This is a genomic window from Pseudonocardia sp. WMMC193, assembly GCF_021728735.1.
GTDB lineage: Bacteria > Actinomycetota > Actinomycetes > Mycobacteriales > Pseudonocardiaceae > Pseudonocardia > Pseudonocardia oroxyli.
This window is the reverse complement of the sequence record NZ_JAKKDO010000003.1, coordinates 4420319-4440063: the sequence shown is the minus strand read 5'-3', so window position 1 is coordinate 4440063 and position 19745 is coordinate 4420319. Positions and strand designations below refer to the sequence as shown.

At 75.7% G+C, this 19745-nt stretch carries 20 protein-coding genes and 1 pseudogene; 11 read left to right on the top strand and 10 right to left on the bottom strand.

Annotated elements, in window-relative coordinates:
- Nucleotides 1-340: 340 nt before the first annotated feature.
- The 7 genes and pseudogenes from L3X23_RS22940 to ssd all read right to left on the bottom strand — a co-directional run.
- Nucleotides 341-673 (bottom strand): annotated as a pseudogene (locus tag L3X23_RS22940) (Rv3654c family TadE-like protein); the annotation flags it as partial.
- Entirely contained in the window at nucleotides 670-1110 is a 441-nt protein-coding gene (locus tag L3X23_RS22935) for a TadE family type IV pilus minor pilin (RefSeq protein WP_308116935.1), read from the bottom strand. The pseudogene L3X23_RS22940 and the gene L3X23_RS22935, both read right to left, overlap by 4 nt.
- Entirely contained in the window at nucleotides 1110-1550 is a 441-nt protein-coding gene (locus L3X23_RS36280) for a DUF4244 domain-containing protein (protein ID WP_308116934.1), read from the bottom strand. The genes L3X23_RS22935 and L3X23_RS36280 overlap by 1 nt, the downstream gene beginning before the upstream one ends.
- 73 nt (nucleotides 1551-1623) lie before the next feature.
- Complete coding sequence (locus tag L3X23_RS22925) at nucleotides 1624-2394, bottom strand: type II secretion system F family protein (RefSeq protein ID WP_237194413.1); 771 nt, start codon at nucleotides 2392-2394, stop codon at nucleotides 1624-1626.
- Nucleotides 2395-2446: 52 nt separating this feature from the next.
- Nucleotides 2447-3262 carry a type II secretion system F family protein gene (locus L3X23_RS22920; RefSeq protein WP_237194412.1) on the bottom strand — a complete coding sequence of 272 codons (816 nt, stop codon included), beginning with the start codon at nucleotides 3260-3262 and terminating at the stop codon, nucleotides 2447-2449.
- Nucleotides 3259-4596 carry a TadA family conjugal transfer-associated ATPase gene (locus L3X23_RS22915; RefSeq protein ID WP_237194411.1) on the bottom strand — a complete coding sequence of 446 codons (1338 nt, stop codon included), beginning with the start codon at nucleotides 4594-4596 and terminating at the stop codon, nucleotides 3259-3261. The genes L3X23_RS22920 and L3X23_RS22915 overlap by 4 nt, the downstream gene beginning before the upstream one ends.
- Nucleotides 4593-5675 (bottom strand): septum site-determining protein Ssd, encoded by a 1083-nt coding sequence (ssd, locus tag L3X23_RS22910; protein ID WP_237194409.1) that lies wholly within the window; start codon nucleotides 5673-5675, stop codon nucleotides 4593-4595. The genes L3X23_RS22915 and ssd overlap by 4 nt, the downstream gene beginning before the upstream one ends.
- 621 nt (nucleotides 5676-6296) lie before the next feature.
- Between ssd and L3X23_RS22905 the strand changes: the two genes are divergently transcribed.
- Nucleotides 6297-7124, top strand: coding sequence for an HAD-IB family hydrolase (locus L3X23_RS22905; RefSeq protein WP_308116933.1), 828 nt, complete (start codon nucleotides 6297-6299; stop codon nucleotides 7122-7124).
- Nucleotides 7125-7505: 381 nt separating this feature from the next.
- On the opposite strand, the gene L3X23_RS22900 is transcribed toward L3X23_RS22905, so the two are convergent.
- A complete protein-coding gene (locus L3X23_RS22900; RefSeq protein WP_237194406.1) occupies nucleotides 7506-8231 on the bottom strand; it encodes an oxidoreductase in 726 nt (241 codons plus the stop codon).
- 113 nt (nucleotides 8232-8344) lie between these two features.
- Between L3X23_RS22900 and acs the strand changes: the two genes are divergently transcribed.
- From acs to L3X23_RS22880, 4 genes are all read left to right on the top strand, one after another.
- Nucleotides 8345-10315, top strand: coding sequence for an acetate--CoA ligase (gene acs, locus L3X23_RS22895; RefSeq protein ID WP_093086562.1), 1971 nt, complete (start codon nucleotides 8345-8347; stop codon nucleotides 10313-10315).
- A 4-nt stretch (nucleotides 10316-10319) separates the two neighbouring features.
- Complete coding sequence (gene arfB / locus L3X23_RS22890; protein ID WP_237194404.1) at nucleotides 10320-10760, top strand: alternative ribosome rescue aminoacyl-tRNA hydrolase ArfB; 441 nt, start codon at nucleotides 10320-10322, stop codon at nucleotides 10758-10760.
- Between the two features lie 79 nt (nucleotides 10761-10839).
- Entirely contained in the window at nucleotides 10840-11343 is a 504-nt protein-coding gene (locus tag L3X23_RS22885; RefSeq protein WP_237194403.1) for a phage holin family protein, read from the top strand.
- 50 nt (nucleotides 11344-11393) lie between these two features.
- Nucleotides 11394-12266, top strand: a complete 873-nt coding sequence (locus L3X23_RS22880) for an alpha/beta fold hydrolase (protein WP_237194401.1) — start codon at nucleotides 11394-11396, stop codon at nucleotides 12264-12266.
- A 40-nt stretch (nucleotides 12267-12306) separates the two neighbouring features.
- Here L3X23_RS22880 and L3X23_RS22875 read toward each other — a convergent pair whose 3' ends face one another.
- On the bottom strand, nucleotides 12307-13266 hold the full coding sequence (locus tag L3X23_RS22875; protein WP_237194399.1) for a glycerophosphodiester phosphodiesterase: 960 nt from the start codon (nucleotides 13264-13266) through the stop codon (nucleotides 12307-12309).
- 134 nt (nucleotides 13267-13400) lie between these two features.
- On the opposite strand from L3X23_RS22875, the gene purD reads away from it, so the two are divergent.
- The 4 genes from purD (at nucleotide 13401) to L3X23_RS22855 (ending at nucleotide 17344) form a co-directional block, all read left to right on the top strand.
- Complete coding sequence (gene purD / locus L3X23_RS22870; RefSeq protein ID WP_237194397.1) at nucleotides 13401-14663, top strand: phosphoribosylamine--glycine ligase; 1263 nt, start codon at nucleotides 13401-13403, stop codon at nucleotides 14661-14663.
- A gap of 303 nt (nucleotides 14664-14966) precedes the next feature.
- On the top strand, nucleotides 14967-15227 hold the full coding sequence (locus tag L3X23_RS22865; RefSeq protein ID WP_093086547.1) for a hypothetical protein: 261 nt from the start codon (nucleotides 14967-14969) through the stop codon (nucleotides 15225-15227).
- Between the two features lie 244 nt (nucleotides 15228-15471).
- Complete coding sequence (locus tag L3X23_RS22860; protein WP_237198100.1) at nucleotides 15472-16566, top strand: pyridoxal phosphate-dependent aminotransferase; 1095 nt, start codon at nucleotides 15472-15474, stop codon at nucleotides 16564-16566.
- Between the two features lie 7 nt (nucleotides 16567-16573).
- Complete coding sequence (locus tag L3X23_RS22855; RefSeq protein WP_237194394.1) at nucleotides 16574-17344, top strand: potassium channel family protein; 771 nt, start codon at nucleotides 16574-16576, stop codon at nucleotides 17342-17344.
- Here the strand turns inward: L3X23_RS22855 and L3X23_RS22850 are convergent.
- On the bottom strand, nucleotides 17268-18371 hold the full coding sequence (locus L3X23_RS22850) for a GntG family PLP-dependent aldolase (protein ID WP_237194393.1): 1104 nt from the start codon (nucleotides 18369-18371) through the stop codon (nucleotides 17268-17270). The two genes, L3X23_RS22855 and L3X23_RS22850, sit on opposite strands and share 77 nt — an antisense overlap.
- Nucleotides 18372-18523: 152 nt before the next feature.
- On the opposite strand from L3X23_RS22850, the gene L3X23_RS22845 reads away from it, so the two are divergent.
- Together L3X23_RS22845 and L3X23_RS22840 are read left to right on the top strand one after the other, a co-directional pair.
- Complete coding sequence (locus L3X23_RS22845) at nucleotides 18524-19030, top strand: SigE family RNA polymerase sigma factor (protein ID WP_093086539.1); 507 nt, start codon at nucleotides 18524-18526, stop codon at nucleotides 19028-19030.
- The gene (locus tag L3X23_RS22840) at nucleotides 19027-19725 is read left to right on the top strand and encodes a hypothetical protein (protein WP_237194391.1); all 699 of its coding nucleotides are present in this window, start codon (nucleotides 19027-19029) and stop codon (nucleotides 19723-19725) included. Before L3X23_RS22845 ends, L3X23_RS22840 begins: the two co-directional genes overlap by 4 nt.
- Nucleotides 19726-19745 lie beyond the last annotated feature (20 nt).

Below are 19745 nucleotides of genomic sequence, written 5' to 3'. Positions count from 1 at the left end.
GTGGGCTGCCGTCGCACGCCGAGCCCGTCCGCCCCGCACCGCCCGGGACGCCCGCGCCGCCCGGGACGCCCGGGACGCGGTCCATGATCCGTTCGTGGGGAGGAGGGCGGTCGATTTCCGACCGCGCGGCTCCCGGAATGTGGATCAACCCTCGGTTCGGGGCGGCGGAGGTGGGCCGGGCCCGGCGGGCCCGGCGCAGTGCGGGCCCGGCCGGGAACGCCGCGGCCGGGGCCCCGCCGCTCTCCGGCTCGGGTCCTGGTTCCGGCTCGGTGGGCGCACCGGGGGTCGGCGGCGGCGCCGGAGCCGGCGGCGCCGACGGGTCGTCGACCGGTCCGGCGTGCGCCCTCGCAGTCGCGGCGGAGCGGGTGAGCAGCGACCAGGAACGTTCGACGCGGACCTCGACGAGGGCGTTCCAGCCGTCGAGGGCGCAGGCGGCGAGTCGCCCGTCCATGCCGCTCGCCACCCGCTCCGCCGCCGCGCACGCGACGCGGTCACCCTCGACGGGGTCACCTGCGGCCGCGAGGGCGGCGAGGTCCGCTGCGGCCTGGGCGCGGTGGCGGGCCACCACCGCGGAGCCGACGTCCAGCAGCAGCGCGGTGACCGCGAGCAGGAGCGCCGTGGCCGTCGCCGCCCACACCGTCGCCGCGCCGCGGTCGGCCGCTCGCGGGGTCACCGGAACCCGGCCGGGTCGAGGGTCCCGGGATCGGATGCACTGGGATCCGGGGGTCCGGGGTCGAGCGGGTCGGGATCGAGGGCTCCGGGCCCGGAGATCCCCGCGTCGAGGACGCCGGGCTCGCGGATCGCGAGGGCCGAGCCGCTGATCCGCACGGGGAGCACATCGACCGGGGCGGCGGTGACCCGCGCGCGGATCTCGTCGCCGATAGTGCTCACCTCCAGCGTCGCGCCCGTCGGGGCGATCGCCGCGGCGGCCTGGTGGGCCCTGCCGTCACCGCGGGCGGTGAGCCGGGCGAGCTCGCGCGCCGCGTCCTGACAGCGCACCGCCGCCGCGACCGCGCTGAGCGAGCCGAGCGCGGCGAGGAGCACCAGGGTCAGCGCGGCGAGGGCGATCGCCGCCTCGACGGTGACCGCGCCGCGCTCGGCCGGGCGCATCAGAACGTGACCTGCAGTGCGCGCTCGACCAGCCCGGTCAGCGCCGTCACCACCGACTCGCCGCTGACCACCGTGTAGAGCACCGCCGCGAACGCCGCCGCGGCGAGCGTGCCGATCGCGTACTCCACCGTGGACATGCCGCGGTCGTCCCGCCGGGCGCGGTCCGCCAGCGCCCGCGCCCACGCGGCCAGCGGGCCGAGGAGCGCGGCCAGCGGGCCGAGGAGCGCGGCGAACAGGCGGGTCGGGGTGGCTCGCCGGCCCGGCGGGCTGTCGGGTGCCGCGCGCGGCCCGGGGTCGGGCGGGCCGGTCTCGGCACCGCGCGGGGCGGGTCCGGTGCGCTGGTCGGTCCGGGCGGGCGGGTTCGGGCAGGTGCGCAGGGCTCGGCTGCGCGGGCCGCGCGAACGCTCGGGGCCGGGGTCGACGAGAACGGTGGCGGTCATGGGGTTCCTCCTGGGGACTGGGGTTCGGATTCGGGGAGCGGGCGCTCCCCGGGGGGTGATCGGGCGGGTGGGGTCACCATCGGCTCAAGGCCTCACCGGCCAGACCGAGGACGACCGGGGCGATCCCGAGCGCCAGGAACGCGGGCAGGAAACAGAGCCCGAGCGGCGCGGCGACCAGCACTGCAGCGCGTTCCGCCCGGGCCTCGGCCGCGTCCGCCAGCCCGTCCCGCAACCGGGCGGCCTCGCCCCGGGCGACCCGGGCGAGCCCGGTTCCGGTGTCCGCCGAGCGGCGCGCGGCCCGACCGAAGGCGACCAGTTGCGGGAGCTCCGCGGCGGCGGCCCAGGCCTGTTCGCCCGGCGAGCCCAGCTCCAGGAGCCCGGCCACCCGCCGCAGGGCGACCGCCGTGGGCCCGTCGATCCGCTCCGCCGCCACCTGGACGGCGGTCGGGACCGGGAGTCCGGCGTCGAGACAGGTCGCGAGCAGCTCCCAGCCCGCGGCCAGCCCGCCGGCGTCGACGCGACCCGCCGCCCGGGTCCCGAGTCGGCGGAACGCGGTGGAGACCCCCAGCGGCAGCAGACCTCCGAGGAGCACGCCCGCGAGGACCGCGGTCGGCCCACCCGCGGGCCCACCCGCCAGGACCCAGACGATCCCGGCGACCCCGACACCGGCGACGACCAGCAGCCGCGACCGCCCGCCGACACCCGATCCCGGGTTCGCGGACTCGGCCGGCGGGCGCAGGCCGCGTAGCCGTGACCGGGCGGCACCGTCGCCCGAGACGGCCGCCGCCAGCGCCACCAGGGCACACGCCGCGACGAGACCGGGGCCCGCGCTCTCCGGGCTCATCGCGCGCACCGCCGCACCGACCCGGACCACCGGCAGCGAGCCGTCCGGGCGGTCACGGCGCCGCCGCCGTGGTGAGCCGGTCGCTCCAGCTCAGACCCGCCCACACCAGGCCGGTACCGACCAGGAGCAGCGCCTGGCCGAGGATCCCGGACCGCAGCACGCCCAGCGGGTCGGCTCCCAGCAGATGGCCGAGCCCCAGACCGAGCACGGGCAGCGCGGTGAGCACGGCCGCGGTCGCCCGCGGACCCGCGGAGCGGGCGTGGGTGCGCGCGGCGAAGGCGAGCCGCCACCGCAGGTCGGTGAGCACCCCGTCGAGCAGGTCGGCCAGCGGCGCGCCGTGCCGGTCGCTCAACGACCAGGCCGCCGCGATCCGCTGCAGCTCGGCCCGGACCGCCGCCGGACCGCGGGCGGCGGTGCGGGCCAGCGCGGCGGGCACGTCGTCTCCCAGGCGGGCGGCCGCCGCGGCGGGGCCGAGCGTGCGGTCGGCGAGGGCGCCGTCGGAGCGCACGCCCTGCAGGGCCGCGGCGGGGTGCGCGCCCGTACGGAGCTCCTCGACGATCCGGGCCAGGGACTCGGCGAGCTCGGTGGCCTCGGCCCCGGCCCGGGACCGGTCTCGTGACCGGGCCCGCCGCCTGCGGACCGTCGTCGCCACCAGGCCGCCCGCCAGGCTCCCCGCCACCCCGCAGGCCAGCCCGCCGAGCACGGCTCCGAGCAGCGCCACGGCGAGGGGAGCGGGTGGCACCGGCCACCGGCGCGCCACCTCGGGCCGGACGGTCCCGAGCCGCTGCCGGGCCGGCGGGCCGGGTGCGATCAGCAGGCCCGCCGCCACCGCGGCGCACACCGCCCAGCCCGGTCCGGCGGCGCTCACGACCCGCTCCGCGCGGAGGTGGGGAGCCGCAGGTGGAACGCGACCGGTCGGACACCGGCCGGGCCAGCCCCGCCCCGTCCGTGAGCACCCTCGACGCGGTGCCCGACCCGCTCGACGACCCCGCCCGACCGAGCGACCCGCGCGCCGGCCGCCACGGCCCGCTCCGCCCACGGTGGCTGCACACCCCGTTCGCGGAGCAGCGCGTCGAGGCGCGGCCGGTCGGCGGTCCAGCCGGTCCGGTGCTCCCAGACCGGGGCCACCCGCACCTCGCCGGACGGCGCCCGCTCCAGGACCCCGACGGCCGCGAGCACCCGGCCCGCGGGCCCACGGTGCATGTGCAGGACCACCTGGACCGCCGCCGCCAGCTGGCTGTGCAGCGCGGCCCGGTCCATGCCACCCACCGCGGCGAGCGCCTCCATGCGGGCCGGGACCTCGCGGGCGGAGTTGGCGTGGACGGTCCCGGCGCCGCCGTCGTGTCCCGTGTTCAGGGCGGACAGCAGATCGCAGACCTCGCCGCCGCGGACCTCACCGACCACGAGCCGGTCCGGGCGCATCCGCAGCGCCTGGCGCACCAGGTCCCGCAGGGACACCCCGCCCGCCCCCTCGATGTTCGGTGGCCGCGCCACCAGCCGGACCACCTGGGGGTGTCGGGGTTGCAGCTCCTGGGCGTCCTCGACGGTGAGGATGCGCTCGGCGGGGTCGACCTCGCCCAGCAGCGCGGCGAGCAGGGTGGTCTTGCCGGACCCGGTGCCGCCGGACACCAGCACCGCGAGGCGGGCCGCCACGATCGCCTGCACCACGTCCCCGGTGGGGCCCGCCAGGGTGCCCGACCGGCGCAGGGCGGCGAGATCGTGCGCCGCGGGGCGCAGCACGCGCAGGGACAGACAGGTGCCGTCCGGGGCGACGGGTGCGAGGACGGCGTGCACCCGGATCCCACGGGACCCGTCGAGCGCGCCGGCGAGGAACCCGTCGACCGAGGGGCTCGCGTCGTCCAGCCTGCGCCCGGCGGCCTGGGCGAGGCGCTGCGCGAGCCTGCGCACCGCGGCCTCGCCGTCCAGACGGACCGGGGAGCGCTCCAGACCGGCTCCGCGGTCGACCATCACGGTGCCGCCGCCGAACACGAGGACGTCGGTGGTGTCCGGGTCGCGCAGCAGCGGTTCGAGCGGGCCGGCGCCCACCAGCTCCTCGCGCAGGGAACGCAGGGCGACCAGGACGTCCTGGTCCGACGCGACCCCGCCCGACTCCGCCCGGAAGGCCGCCGCGACCGCCGCCGGGGTCGGTTCCCGACCCTCCTCGGCGAGCCGGGACCGGATCCGCTCGGCGAGCTCGCTCACGACACGCTCCGCAGCGCCGGGCCCGGCTCGAGGATCGCGCGGGCCGCGCTCGCCAGCGGCCCCCGGCGCCGTCCGGGCGGGACGCCCTGCTCGAGGGCCCGCGCGATCCCCCTGTCCGGGGCCATCTCGGCCACCAGGGGCAGGTCGAGCGCCTCCGCGACGTCCGCCGGGGTGAGCCCGCCTGGGGAGGGCCCGCGCACGACGAGGCCGACCTCGCGGGTCTGCTCCGCGAGGACGGCCGCCACCCGCCCCGCGGCCGCACACGACCGGACGTCCGCCGGCACGACCAACAGCACCCGGTCGGCCAGCTCCAGGGCGGCCAGCGCGGGATCGGTCGGGTAGCGCGGCAGGTCGCAGACCACGGTCTCGCCCGCCTGGCGACCCGCCTCGACCACGGCGGTGACCGCGGCCGCCGACGGACCCGACGGCTCGCGCCCGCAGGAGAGCACCCCGAGCTCGCCGGAGCGGCCGACCGCGGGCGCGGGCAGCGCGGCGTGCAGGGCCGAGGCGGCGACCCGGCCGTCCGCGATCCGCAGGTCCGGCCATCGCAGACCGGTGACCTCCTCGGCCCCCAGAACCAGGTCCAACCCCCCACCGAGCGGATCGCAGTCCACGAGCAGGGTGCGCTCCCCGGACCGGGCCGCGACCACCGCGAGCGCCGCCGCGAGGACCGAGGCACCCGCCCCGCCCCGCCCGCCCACGACCGCCAGCACCCGCCCCGCCCGGCCCGGGGAGCCGCCGCGTTCGACGGCGGCGGCCAGCCGTGAGAGCAGATGTTCCTCGGCGGCGGGCAGTTCGAGCGCCTGTTCCGCGCCGAGCGCCACGGCGCTGTGGAGGGCCTCCATCGACGCCGACCCGAACCCGACGAGCACCAGGTCGGCGCGCCGGGGCAACCCGGCCCGCAGACACCGCGCCGCCGACCCCTCGTCCAGCACGACGAACGGCGCCCGCGACCAGTACGGGCGCGCCTCGGCCGGGTCCGGGCTCCGATGCACCTCGCACCCCGCGGCCGCCGCGATCCGCAGCACCGCGTCGAGCAGGTCGGGGTCCTCCACCATCAGCAGGGTCCGCTCGCTCATCCGGGCCTCCTCCACTCGGCGTCCGCGACCCGCCCGGCCGCGAACCGACTCGGCCGCGGGACCCCGTGCGGCCCCACGCCCACCCGCCACGACCCCGGTCGGTGCCGTGACGACGTCGAGCCTGCGGCCTCCGCGGCGCTTCCGGACGGCGAACCGCGAACCTGTGGATGGCCGACCCCGCCTGTGGATGGATGCCCCGTCGCGACGCCGTCCGCGCCGCCGGCGTCGGTCCGACCGGGCAGAATGAAGATCGGGGGTCCCCGAATCGCGCGCGGGCACGAGGGCGGGCGACGGCCCTACCGCCGCCTCCGCGCCGTGCCGATCCGGTCGCGGTGCGTGATCACCGCCGCGGGTGTACGGGCTGTACGAGGGCGTGGTCGGCGCCGTCCGCCGGCCGCCGCACACCGCAGCGACCGCCCGGCGAACACCTGACGTGGAGACGTGGTGGTGTGGCGGACTTGCGGTTACAGTTGAGTCGGCTCGGGTGTGCGTTTTCGCCTGCCCCGGCCCGGGTTCAGTCCGACCCCCCGGGGCTGAACCGCCTGACGGCCCTCGCCAATCCCCCCTGGCGAGGGCCGTCCCTTCTCTCGGCGCCGGGTGCCGGTCTGGCAGGCTCGTCCCGTGCCCGGACCGTCCGCCTCGCCCGACCGTCTCCCCGGCGACGGAGCGGTTCCCGGGTCGCCGCGCGCCGCCGCGTTCTTCGACCTCGACAAGACGATCATCGCGGGGTCGAGCGCGCTCGCGTTCTCCCGCCCGTTCCGCCGCGAGGGCCTGATCACCCGCCGGGCGGTGCTGCGCAGCGGTTACGCGCAGTTGCTCCTGCTGCTCGCCGGCGCCGACGCGGACACCATGGACCTGCTCCGCAGGCGGATCACCGCGCTGGCGGCGGGGTGGGACGTGGCGCAGGTGCGGTCGATCGTGGCGGAGACGCTGCACGAGATCGTCGAGCCGATGATCTACGCCGAGGCGGCGGCGCTGATCGCGGAGCACCGGGCGCGGGGCGACGAGATCGTCGTGCTGAGCGCGTCGGGGCTCGAGGTGGTGGAGCCGATCGCGGCGATGGTGGGCGCGGACCGCTGCGTCGCGACCCGGATGGAGGCCCGCGGCGGCCGCTACACCGGGGAGATCGAGTTCTACTGCTACGGCGAGGAGAAGGCGGTGGTGGCGCGGCGCATCGCCGCCGACCGCGGCTACTCCCTCGCGGACTGCTCCGCCTACTCGGACTCGATCACCGACGAGCCGTTGCTCGCCGCCGTGGGGCACCCGACGGCGGTCAACCCGGACAAGGCCCTGCGCGCGGTGGCCCACGCCCGCGGGTGGCCCGTGCGGACGTTCACCGCGCCGGTCTCGCTGCGCACCCGGTTGACCGGGCGCTCGCCGCTCGTCGCGGGGGCGCTGGTGGGGGTCGCCGTGGCCTGCACCGCAGCGTGGCTACGTTTCCGCAGGTGAGATCACTGCGCGACCGCCGGACGGGTCCATTCCGGCCCGGTGATCGACACCCTCCGCAGCTGAACCGGTGCACCCGACCGACCCCCTTGCTGTGGCCCCGGTCACGGAGTACGAATGGTGTCACGGACCTCCGGAAGGCCAGGGTCGGTGCGGTGGAGAAGCACCCGGCTCCCCCTCCCAGAGCTCCGTGCGCGATCGCCGGGCACTCCACGCACAGCACGCCGCGGGAGGCATGTCGTCGTGGGCCTGCGGACCGGGACGCCGGACGCCGAGGCCGGATCACGACACGTAGTGCACGCCTGGACCCCGGAGGGTCGCGCGAGACGGGCGGTGCCCCCACTGCAGACGGGGCACCGCCCGTTTCTCGCGTCCGGCCGGCGTTCAGGCCTGGGCCTCGGCGATCCCCATCCCCTCGCGGGCCCCGGTCTCCCACGCCGCGCACACGTGCACGATCCATTCGCGCAGCCCGTCCGGCGCGCCCGTCGCGAAGGCGACCGCGGCGGCCCGGTACTCCGCGGCCCGGCGCAGGTGGCCGACCTCGGGGACGGCCAGCGACTTCGGGTCCAGGCCGGTCGCGACGGCGGTGAGCCGGGCCGCCGCGCGGGCCACCACGCCGTCGGCGGTGCCGAAGGGGCGCAGGGCGAGCAGCTCGCCGTGCACCACCGCGACCAACACCGGCGCGGGCACCGCCGTGCCGCCGGTGACCATGTCGGCGAGCAGGCCGAGCCGGGCCGAGGCACCCTCCCGGGGGCGGCCGAGCACGGACGAGTCCTCGACGAGGTCGGTGGCGGCCAGGACGTGCAGCCGGGCCAGCGCCTGCAGCGGCGCCCCCTTCCAGGTGGCCAGCAGCTTCCCGGCCTCGTCCGCCACCCGCACCGCCCCCGCGAGCACGGGGTGCGTGACGTGCTCCTCCCGCGCGGGGGTGAGCGGCGCGCCCTCCAGCGCGGCCGACGCGCGGGCGGCCCGCAGCGCGGCCTCCGCGGCGGTCGCGGGCCAGCCCCGGCGGTTGACCGTGTGGTTGTGCACCGGGACGAGGGCGTCTCGGGCGGCGGCGACCGCGTCGGCGACGCCGGGGAGGTCCAGGAGCGGGGCGAGGGGATCCGGCACCCCGCCATGCTGCCGCACGGGGGTCGTCCTCTCCGTACTGACGGTGCATACGCGGTGGCGGAGCACTAGGTTCAGAGACCAGTAGCACCGGTGCCTGAGGAGGACACGAGGACATGGCCGAGTCGGGAGCGACGCTCAGCAACCTGTCCACCGAGAGCCGCAGCTTCCCGCCGAGCGAGGAGTTCGCGGCGCAGGCCAACGCGACGGCGGACTGGTACGAGCGGGGGGACACCGATCGCGAGGCCTTCTGGGCCGAGCAGGCGGAGCGGCTGTCGTGGGGCGAGCGGTGGACCGAGGTCCTCGACTGGCAGCCGCCGTTCGCGAAGTGGTTCGTCGGCGGGAAGCTCAACGTCGCCTACAACTGTGTGGACCGCCACGTCGAGGCGGGCAACGGGGACCGGGTGGCCTTCCACTGGGAGGGCGAGCCGGGTGACACCCGCACCATCACCTACGCCGACCTGCAGCGCGAGGTCTCGAAGACGGCGAACGCGCTGACCGAGCTGGGTGTGCGGGCCGGGGACCGGGTGGCGATCCAGCTGCCGATGATCCCCGAGGCCGTGTTCTCCATGCTCGCCTGCGCGCGGCTGGGCGCGATGCACAGCGTGGTGTTCGGCGGGTTCTCCCCGGGGGCGTTGAAGGCCCGCATCGAGGACGCCGAGGCCAAGCTGCTGATCACCAGCGACGGCCAGTTCCGCCGGGGCAAGCCCGCCCCGATGAAGGAGAACACCGACGAGGCCGTCGAGGGCACGACCATCGAGCACGTGCTGGTGGTCAAGCGCACCGAGTCCGACGTCGCGTGGACCGAGGGCCGGGACGTCTGGTGGCACGACGTGGTCGACGCCGCCTCCGACCAGCACACCCCCGAGCTGTTCGACGCCGAGAACCCGCTGTTCATCCTCTACACCTCGGGCACCACCGGGAAGCCGAAGGGCATCCTGCACACCTCGGGCGGCTACCTGACCCAGGCGGCGTACACCCACCACGTGGTGTTCGACCACAAGCCGGGCGAGAGCGTCTACTGGTGCACCGCGGACATCGGCTGGGTGACCGGGCACTCGTACATCGTGTACGGCCCGCTGGCCAACGGCGCCACCTCGGTGATGTACGAGGGCACGCCGAACACCCCGCACGAGGGCCGGCACTGGGAGATCGTGCAGAAGTACGGCGTCACGATCTACTACACCGCCCCCACGCTCATCCGCACGTTCATGAAGTGGGGCCGGGAGATCCCGGAGAAGTACGATCTCTCCTCGCTGAAGGTGCTCGGCTCGGTGGGCGAGCCCATCAACCCCGAGGCCTGGATGTGGTACCGCGAGGTCATCGGCGCCGAGCGCTGCCCCATCGTGGACACCTGGTGGCAGACCGAGACCGGGGCGATCATGATCTCGCCGCTGCCGGGGGTCACCGCCACCAAGCCCGGTTCGGCGATGCGCAGGCTGCCGGGGATCGGCGCCGCCGTGGTCGACGAGGGCGGCACCCCGGTCGGCAACGGCGAGGGCGGGTACCTGGTGCTCGACAAGCCCTGGCCGTCGATGCTGCGCGGCATCTGGGGCGACGAGGAGCGCTACAAGGACACCTACTGGTCCCGCTTCGCCGAGCAGGGCTACTACTTCGCCGGTGACGGCGCCAAGTACGACGACGACGGCGCCATCTGGCTGCTCGGCCGCGTGGACGACGTGATGAACGTCTCCGGGCACCGGATCTCCACCACCGAGGTGGAGTCCGCGCTGGTCAGCCACCCGACGGTGGCCGAGGCCGCGGTCGTCGGCGCCTCCGACCCGACGACGGGTCAGGGGATCGTCGCGTTCGTGATCCTGCGCGGGAACGTGGCCCAGGACGAGGCGAAGGGCGCCGACGCGATCGCCGCGCTCCGCAACCACGTGAGCAAGGAGATCGGGCCGATCGCGAAGCCGCGCCAGATCATGGTCGTGGACGAGCTGCCCAAGACCCGCTCCGGCAAGATCATGCGGCGGCTGCTGCGGGACGTCGCGGAGAACCGCGAGGTCGGGGACGTCTCCACGCTGGCCGACTCCAGCGTCATGGACCTGATCAAGACGGGTCTGGGCGAGGGTAAGGAAGACTAGGGGCATGACGGACGACCCCGACGGCGTGCTCGTGCGCCGCGGGGTCGTCATCCCCGCCCGGGAGCTGCACTGGCGGTTCTCCCGCTCGTCCGGGCCGGGCGGGCAGGGCGTGAACACCACGGACTCGCGGGTGGAGCTGAGTTTCGACGTCGCGAACTCGCCCAGCCTGCCCGACGACGTCCGGGACCGCGCCCTGCGCAACCTCAGGCTGGTCGACGGGGTCCTGACCATCACCGCGGGCGACTCGCGCAGCCAGCTGCGCAACCGCGAGTCCGCCCGCGAACGGCTGGCCCAGGCGCTGCGCGAGGCCACGAAGGCACCCCCGCCCACCCGTCGTCCGACCAAGCCCACGAAGGGCTCCCAGCGCCGCAGGCTGGACCAGAAGACCCGCCGCGGGAGCGTCAAGCGGCTGCGCGGACGGGGTGGGTGGGACACTCCCGAGTGATCAAGGGTTGACCGGCCCGGTGCGGGGAAGCCCGTCGTGGAAGGATGCCCGAGACCTAGACCCTGCAGGAGGGACCCCGGTGGCCACCCCGACCAGCTCCGGCGGCACGGACGTTCCGCCCGTACTGCCCTCGATCCCGCTGTCGAAGGAGCCGGCGCCCGGTTCCTCGGAGCAGTCGATCGGCGATCTCGTCCGCGACGTGACCTCGCACGTCTCCACGCTCGTCCGCTCCGAGGTGGAGCTGGCCAAGGCGGAGGTGACCTCCGAGGTCAAGAAGGGTGTGCAGGGCAGCGTCTTCTTCATCGTCGCGCTCGTCATCGCCCTGTTCAGCCTGTTCTTCCTGTTCCTGGCGATCGGCGAGGTGCTCGACATCTGGCTGCCCCGCTCGGCGGCGTTCGGGATCGTCTTCGGCACCATGATCCTGGGCGCGGCGTTGTCCGCGCTCGTCGGCTACCTGCGGGTCAAGAAGATCCGCAAGCCGGAGCGGACCATCTCCTCGCTGAAGGACACCGCGCAGGTGCTGCAGAACCGCGGCCGGTCCGAGGAGCCCACGGCGCCCCAGCTCAACGGGCACGCCCGCTGAGACCAGAACCGTCCTCGGTCCGGGTTCCGGGCCCGTGGACGCACCGTTCGGTGTCCGCCAACGGGATCCGGCTGCACGTCGTCGAGGCGGGCGAGGGCCCGCTCGTCGTGCTGCTGCACGGGTTTCCCGAGTTCTGGTGGTCCTGGCGCCATCAGCTGCGGGCGCTCGCCGAGGCCGGGTTCCGGGCCGTGGCGGTCGACCTGCGCGGCTACGGGGACTCCGACAAGCCGCCCCGCGGCTACGACCTCTGGACGCTGGCGGGGGACGTCGACGGTCTGATCCGCGCGTTGGGCGAGCAGCGGGCCCACGTGGTCGGGCACGACTGGGGCGGCGCCGTCGCGTGGACCCTGGCCGCGCTGCACCCGCGGCGGCTGCACACGCTGACCGCGATCGGCATCGCCCACCCGCTCGCCTTCCGCAGTGCCCTGCTCCGGCACCCGCTCGGCCAGGGCCGGGCCTCCCGGTACATGGCCGGGTTCCAGCTCCCGCGCAGGCCCGAGGCCACGCTGCGGCGGGACGACGGCGCCCGGGTCGAGCGCATCATGCGCGCCTGGTCGGGGCCGGGGTGGACCGACACGGCGGATTTCGCCGAGGCCGTCGGCCGCAACCGCGAGGCGATCCGGATCTCGACCGTCGCGCACTGCGCCCTGGAGTACTACCGCTGGATGGCGCGCTCGCAGGTCCGCGCCGAGGGCCGCCGCTTCGCCACCGCGGTCGCCCGGCGGGCGGAGATGCCGGTGCTGCAGGTCCACGGGACGGGCGATCCCTGCGTGCTGGAGAGCACGGCCCGCGGGTCGGCCCGCTGGGTGGCGGGGGAGTTCCGCCACGAGACCCTCGACGCGGGCCACTTCGTCCACGAGGAGCGCCCCGCCGAGACGACCGCCCTCCTGTTGTCCCACCTCAAGCCCCGTGAGCGGCGATAGTCGCCAGAGCGACCATCGCCGCTCACGGGTCTCGCGGGGCTCACAGGGGGAGGAGGCTCAGGGCGGTGACCGCGGTGTCGGGGTGGTCGGTGAACAGGCCGTCCACACCGGCCTCGACGAACGTGCGGTACTCGGCGAGGGCGTCCCCGTACTCGTCCGCGCGGGTCCCCCGGCGCCACGGTGCGGCCAGGAAGGCGTTCTCGTTGCGCAGGGTCCAGACGTGGACGAGCAGCCCCGCCGCGTGCGCGTCCGCCACGAGGGGCGACGGCGGCGCCGCGAGGGACTTCTCCGGGCCGATCCCCGCCGCGTACTCCGCGATCGCGGCGAGCCCGTCCGGGGTGCACAGCGCGGCGTAGGACGGGCCGCCGTCGGCCGGCCCGCCCTCGGCGTCGAGGAGCTGGATCAGCCGCACCGGCGTGGCGGCGTGCAGCGCCCGCAGGTTCCCCACCTCGAAGGACTGGACGAACACCGGGGCGTCGGCGCGGTCCAGGCCGTGGGCGCGCAGGGCCGCGACCAGGGCGTCCTCGCAGGCCAGGCCGCGGGACGCGTGGTAGCTCGGATGCTTGGTCTCCGGGTAGACGCCGATCTCGCGGCCGAGCTCGGCGGACAGCCGGGCCCGCAGCTCGAGGATCTCGCCGAACGTCGGGACCGGGAACAGCCCGTCGTAGACCGTGTTGCCCTGGCGCAGGCCGGGGAGCCGCTCGACGGCGCGCAGGGTGCGCAGCTCGGCGAGGGTGAAGTCGTCCGCGAACCAGTCCTCGACCTGCGCGCCGTCGAGCGTGCGGACCGTGCGGCGCGCGGCGAACTCGGGGTGCGCGGCCACGTCTGTGGTCGCGCCGATCATGGGCTCGTGGCGGGCGACGAGCACCCCGTCGGCCGTGCTGACCAGGTCGGGCTCGAGGAAGTCCGCCCCCATCCGCGCGGCGAGCTCGTAGCTCGCGAGGGTGTGTTCGGGGCGATAGCCGCTCGCGCCCCGATGGGCGATGACGAGGGGGGTCACGGGTGTCCAGTGTCCCGGGCGGGGGAGTCGGACGGCCGGCGGGGGCCCGTCCACCGGGTGAACGCCCGACGACCGGTGCGGTGGGGTGCGGTGCGCGGAGCTGCTGTTAGCCCAGGTAGGTAGGGTGGCGCACCGTGCGCGTACTGGTCGTCGGGAGCGGTGCCCGAGAACATGCCCTCGTCCTCGCCCTGGCGCAGGACCCCCAGGTGACGGCGCTGGCCTGCGCCCCCGGCAACGCCGGGACCGCGGCCGTGGCCGAGCAGCGGGGGGTGGACGCCCGCGACGGTGCCGCCGTCGTCGCGCTGGCGCGTGACTGGCAGGCCGACCTGGTGGTGATCGGCCCGGAGATCCCGCTCGTCGCGGGCGTGGCGGACGCCGTCCGCGCCGCCGGGTTCGCCTGCTTCGGCCCCGGCGCCGACGCGGCCCGGATCGAGGGCTCCAAGGCCTTCGCCAAGGACGTGATGGCGGCGGCGGGCGTGCCCACCGCCGCGTCGGTGATCGTGGACAACCCCGCCAAGCTCGACGAGGAGCTCGCCCGGTTCACGCCCCCGTACGTCGTCAAGGACGACGGGTTGGCCGCGGGCAAGGGCGTGGTGGTCAGCGCGGACCTCGAGCTCGCCCGCGCCCACGCCATGCACCTGCTCGACGAGGGCCACCCCGTCCTGCTCGAGTCCTACCTCGACGGGCCGGAGGCCAGCCTGTTCTGTCTGGTCGACGGCGACACCGTGGTGCCGCTGGTGCCCGCTCAGGACTTCAAGCGGGTCGGGGACGGTGACGCGGGCCCGAACACCGGCGGGATGGGTGCCTACGCGCCGCTGCCGTGGGCGGGCGAGGGCCTGGTCGAGGAGCTGGTCGCGACCGTCGTGCAGCCGGTGGCCGACGAGATGGTCCGCCGTGGCACCCCCTTCACCGGGCTGCTCTACGCGGGCTTGGCGCTCACGTCGAACGGGCCGTCGGTCATCGAGTTCAACTGCCGCTTCGGCGACCCCGAGACCCAGGTGGTGCTGGCGCTGCTCCGCACGCCCCTCGCGGGCCTGCTGAACGCGGTCGCCACCGGCACGCTGGCCGCCCACCCGCCGCTGGAGTGGTCCGACGGCGCCGCGGTGACCGTGGTGGTGGCCGCCGAGGGCTACCCGGCCACCCCGCGGCTCGGCGACGTCATCACCGGGGCCGAGGGCGAGGGCGTGCTGCACGCGGGCACCCGCCGTCGGGACGACGGCGCCGTGGTCTCCGCGGGCGGTCGGGTGCTGTCGGTGGTGGGGACCGGCCCGGACCTCGCGGCGGCCCGCGAGGAGGCCTACCGGCGGGTGGCAGGTGTCCACCTGGCGGGTTCGCACCACCGCACGGACATCGGGCTGAAGGCGGAGAAGGGCGACGTGACGGTCCCGCGACGGTGATCTCGGGCTCACGCGATCGTGTCCCGTGTTACGCAGATGTTTCGTGCACGTTGACGATCGTGTTTCGCCTTGTCGCGAATGCGGCAATGGTGCGTGTCGCTCGATGACCAGGCATGACCCGTTCAGAGCAGCGTGGTTAGGCCAAGTGGGCTACATGATCTTCGTGCAAACAGCGTGTAAACCGGTTCGTCGTCGGTTGAAGCCGGGGTTACCCGCGGGTCAGGGTGTGCATCACCCGCGGCCCACCGACGTGCGGCGGGGATGACAGGACTTCCCCTCTCGACCTTCGAAAGTGAGATCCCCATGGGTTCGCACGCTCCCCGCAAGGCCACCCTGCTCGCCGCCGGTCTGGCCTCCCTGGTCGCCCCCGCGGCCATGATCGCCGTCGCCGGGCAGGCCTCGGCCGCCGAGCTCGCCCCGGTCGGCGCCTACCTCGACGAGAACGTCACCTACGGCACCCCGCCGCTGGAGCCGGTCGGCGCGTACGTCGACGACGCGGTGGCCGCCACCGACAAGCAGATCTTCGACGTCGTCGGCGTGCTGACGGGCCAGTTCGAGAGCTGATCCACCCCCCGGGCGGCGGGACTCTCCTGCCCGCCGCCCGGGTCGGTCGACGCCGGTGGCGGTCCGGGCTCCCCGAAAGCCTCCCCCGCCCCCGGTGACCGGACCCCCGCATCCGCGCGCAGAGGGGGCCTCGGGCGGATGCGGTGCTTCGGAGCGGGGTCGTCCCGGACGGCCCCGCTTCGCCGTTTCGTACGCTCGCGAGGTGAGAGTCTCCGACCGGTCCGGCATCGCACCCTTCCACGTGATGGACGTGTGGTCCGCGGCCGCCGAGCGTCAGCGCACCAGGGGCGACCTGATCAACCTGTCGGCGGGGCAGCCGTCCACCCCCGCCCCGGCGCCCGTGCGGGCCGCCGCGGCCGCCGCGCTGGAGACCGAGGTGCTCGGCTACACGGTGGCGCTGGGGATCCCCGAGCTGCGCGAGGGCATCGCCGCCCACCACCGCCGGATGTACGGGATCGAGATCACCCCCGACGACGTCGTCGTCACCACCGCCGGGTCCGGCGGGTTCCTGCTCGCCTTCCTCGCCGCCTTCGACGCGGGCGACCGCGTGGCGATGGCCCGCCCCGGCTACCCGTGCTACCGCAACATCCTCACCGCGCTCGGCTGCGAGGTCGTCGAGCTGCCGTGCTGGCAGCCCGCCGTCGAGATGATCGAGGACCTGGACGTCCAGGGCCTGATCGTGGCCTCCCCGGCCAACCCGACCGGCACCGTGGTGTCCCCGGACGAGCTGGCCGCGCTCACCGCACACTGCGCCGAGCGGGGCATCCGGCTGGTCAGCGACGAGATCTACCACGGCATCGGCTACGGCCGGGCGGTCTCGTGCGCGTGGGAGACCTCCCGCGAGGCGATCGTCGTCAACTCGTTCTCCAAGTACTTCTCGATGACGGGCTGGCGGCTCGGGTGGCTGCTGGTGCCCGAGGACCTGCGCCGCGCCGTCGACCGGCTGGCGGGCAACTTCACCGTCTGCCCGCCCGCACTGCCCCAGCACGCGGCCGTCGCGGCGTTCACCCCCGAGTCCTACGCCGAGGTCGACGCCCACGTGGAGCACTACGCGCGCAACCGCGCCCTGCTGCTCGAGGGACTGCCGACGCTCGGCATCGAGCGGCTCGCCCCCGCCGACGGCGCGTTCTACGTCTACGCGGACGTCGGGCACCTCACCGACGACTCGATGCGCCTGGTCTACGAGCTGCTCGGCGAGACCGGCGTCGCGGTCGCCCCCGGCGGGGACTTCGACCCCGTCGACGGGCACCGGTTCGTGCGGCTGTCGTTCGCGGGCGCCACCGCGCCCATCGAGGAGGCGCTGGAGCGGATGCGACCGTTCGTGGAGCGCCGGGCATAGTGCGCCCATGCCGGACACGAGCACGGACGAGCCGCGGATCGCCGCCTGGGACCGTCGGCTGGACTGGCCGCTGACCGGCCTGGCCGCCCTGTTCCTCGCGCTCTACGCCTGGGACGTGCTCGACCGCGCCTCGCCGGACTGGATCGACGGCGGCCTCACGGTCATCTGGCTGCTGTTCGCCGCGGACTACCTGGTGCGCCTGGCGCTGGCCCGCCGCAGGCTGCGCTTCGTCGGCACCCACGTCCTGGATCTGGTGATCCTGCTGCTGCCGATGTTCCGGCAGCTCCGCGTGCTGCGGGTGGTCACGGTGATCAGCGTGCTGAACCGGCAGCTGCGAGACGACTTCCGCGGCCGGATCGCCGTCTACGTCACCGGGACCGTCGGGCTGGTGGCGTTCGTGGCGGCCCTGTCGGTGCTGCAGGCCGAGCGGGACGCCCCCGACGCCACCATCACGACCTTCGGCGAGGCCCTGTGGTGGACGATCACGACGATCTCCACCGTCGGCTACGGCGACCGCTACCCGGTCACCGTGGAGGGGCGGATCGTGGCGGCGACGCTGATGGTCGCCGGGATCGCGCTGCTCGGCGTGGTGACGGCGTCGATCGCGAGCTGGTTCGTGCAGAACCTGCGCGCCTCGTCCGAGCGGACCGAGACCGAGCTGGCCGAGGCGGAGCAGAAGATCGACGTGCTGGTGGCCGAGGTCAGGAGGCTCCACGCACGGCTGGACGCCCTGCCCGCCCCTGCTCCAGGGGGCCGATCCGATCCAGCGCCGCGGTGATCTCGGCATCCCCGACGTCCGCGTGGGTCATCAGCCGGACCTTGCCGGACATGGCGCTGGCCAGGACGCCGGACTCGCGGAACCGGGCGAGCGTGCCCGGCAGGTCCGCCACCGCGACGAGCACGATGTTCGTCTCCGGCTCCGGCGCGCGCCAGCCGCGCTCGCGCAGGCCCGCGGCCAGCGTCGCGGCGCGGGCGTGGTCCTCGGCGAGCCGGTCGACGCGGTCGAGCGCCACGAGCCCCGCCGCCGCGAGCACCCCGCCCTGCCGGACCCCGCCGCCGAGCATCTTCCGCAGCCTGCGGGCCTGCTGCACGAACTCGACCGATCCCGCCACCACCGACCCGACGGGCGCGCCGAGCCCCTTCGACAGGCACACCTGGACGGTGTCGGAGCCGACCGTCAGCGCGCCCAGCGGCACGCCCAGCTTCACCGCCGCGTGCCACAGGCGGGCGCCGTCGAGGTGCACGGCCAGCCCCGCGGCCTTCGCCGCCGAGGCGACCCGGGCGTGGTCCTCGGGCCGGGTGACGGTGCCGCCCGCCGCGTTGTGCGTGTTCTCCAGGCACAGCAGCCGGGTGGTCAGCGCGTAGTAGGGCGCGTCCGCACCCGCGGCCCGGCGCACCGCCGCCGCGGACACCCGGCCGGGGCCCGCGTCGTGCTCCAGGGGGCGGGGCATGCCGCCCGCCAGCCACGCCGCCGTGCCCAGCTCGGCGTCGAGCACGTGGGAACCCGCGGGGGCGAGGAAGGAGTCGCCGCGCTGCAGGTGCGACATCAGCGCGATGAGGTTGCCCATCGAACCGCTGGGCGTCCAGAGGGCGGCGGAGGCGCCGAGCAGCCCGGCGACCCGCTCCTCCAGCTCGGCCATGGTGGGGTCGTGGTCGAGGACGTCGTCCCCCACCTCGGCGTCCGCCATCGCCTTGCGCATCTCGGGCGTGGGCCGGGTGACGGTGTCCGAGCGCAGGTCGATCGGGGCCGTGTCGGCCTTCGCCGTGCTCAGTCGCCGCGCCGGTCGTCGGGTTCGAGTCCGCATCGAGTGCGCATTGTGTCAGGCGCGGGCCTCCGTGGAACGCTGGGGTCACGGAATGGTCACGACATTGGGCCGGTCGGGTGATGCCGGCCGCGGCGTGCAACCGTGTCCCGCGCCCGTTGCGTCCGATGTGCGACAGGGTCGGAGGGGGACGAATGGACGACGCCGAGGAGGCCGCGTTCGCGGAGTACTTCCGCGCGCGCCGCGACACCGTGCGCCGCACCGCCTACCTCCTCTGCGGGGACTGGCACCGGGCGGACGACCACGCGCAGTCCGCGTTCGTCGCGCTGCACCGGCACTGGCGGCGCATCCGCGACCACCAGGCCCTCGACGCCTGGGTGCGCCGGACCCTCGTCCGCGCGGTGGTCGACGAGTCGCGCCGGCCGTGGCGGCGGGAGCGCTCGACCGACCGCACGCCGGAGACGAGCACGTCGGAACCGGACGTCGCGACCCGGACCACGCTGGTGGCCGCGCTGCGTTCGGTGCCCCCGCGGCAGCGCGCGGTGCTGGTCCTGCGGTACCTGGAGGGGCTCGACGTGGCGGGCACCGCCGCCGCGCTCGGCTGCTCCGAGGGCACGGTGAAGAGCCAGACCGCGCACGGGCTGGCGGCGTTGCGCGCGGTCCTGGGGGACTCGCTGGGTGATCTGAGGGAGGCGGGATGAACGGCGGACCGAACGCGGACGAGCGACTGGCGGCGGCCTTCCGCGCCGCCGCGGACACCCCGCCCGAGGCGGGGTTCTCGGCCGACGACGTCCGGCGCGAGTCGCACCGGATCGGCAGGCGGAACCGGAACCTGCTGGTCGGCGGGGTCGCGGCGGCGGCGATCGTGCTGGCGGGCGGGGTGTCCACGGGCGTGCTGCTCGCCCGTTCGGGCGGGGAGACCTCCGCGGCGGCCCCGGCCTCCGATGCGGGCGCGCGCTCGCTGGGGGCACCGGAGATGGCCCGCGAGGCGCCCGCGGTGCCCCCGGCCCCGGTCGGTGTCCCGCTCGGGCCCGCGGCCGGGGACTGCGTGAACCCCCAGGACCCCGAGCTGCGCGCGGTCGTGGACGAGGTGCTGCCCGAGGTCGCCACCGCGTCCCCGGCCCCGACCACGATGATCTGCCGCCCCGGCGGCGGCCGCGAGGTCAACCTGCAGGTGGCCGACGGGGAGCTGACCGGCCTGTTCTCGGTCGTCTACACCGCGCCGGGCGAGGAACCGAGCCAGACCGCCTCGGCGGTGGGCTGGGCGACGGCGGAGGTGCCCACCGCCTCCGGCGGCCTGGTCACCGTGACCAGCCGCGCCGAGTCGGACAGCGGCGGCGTGCCCTTCGGCGACCGCGTCCCCGAGATCGCCTCCGCCCTGGCCCCCCACCTGTGAGCGGCGATCGTCGCCATGGC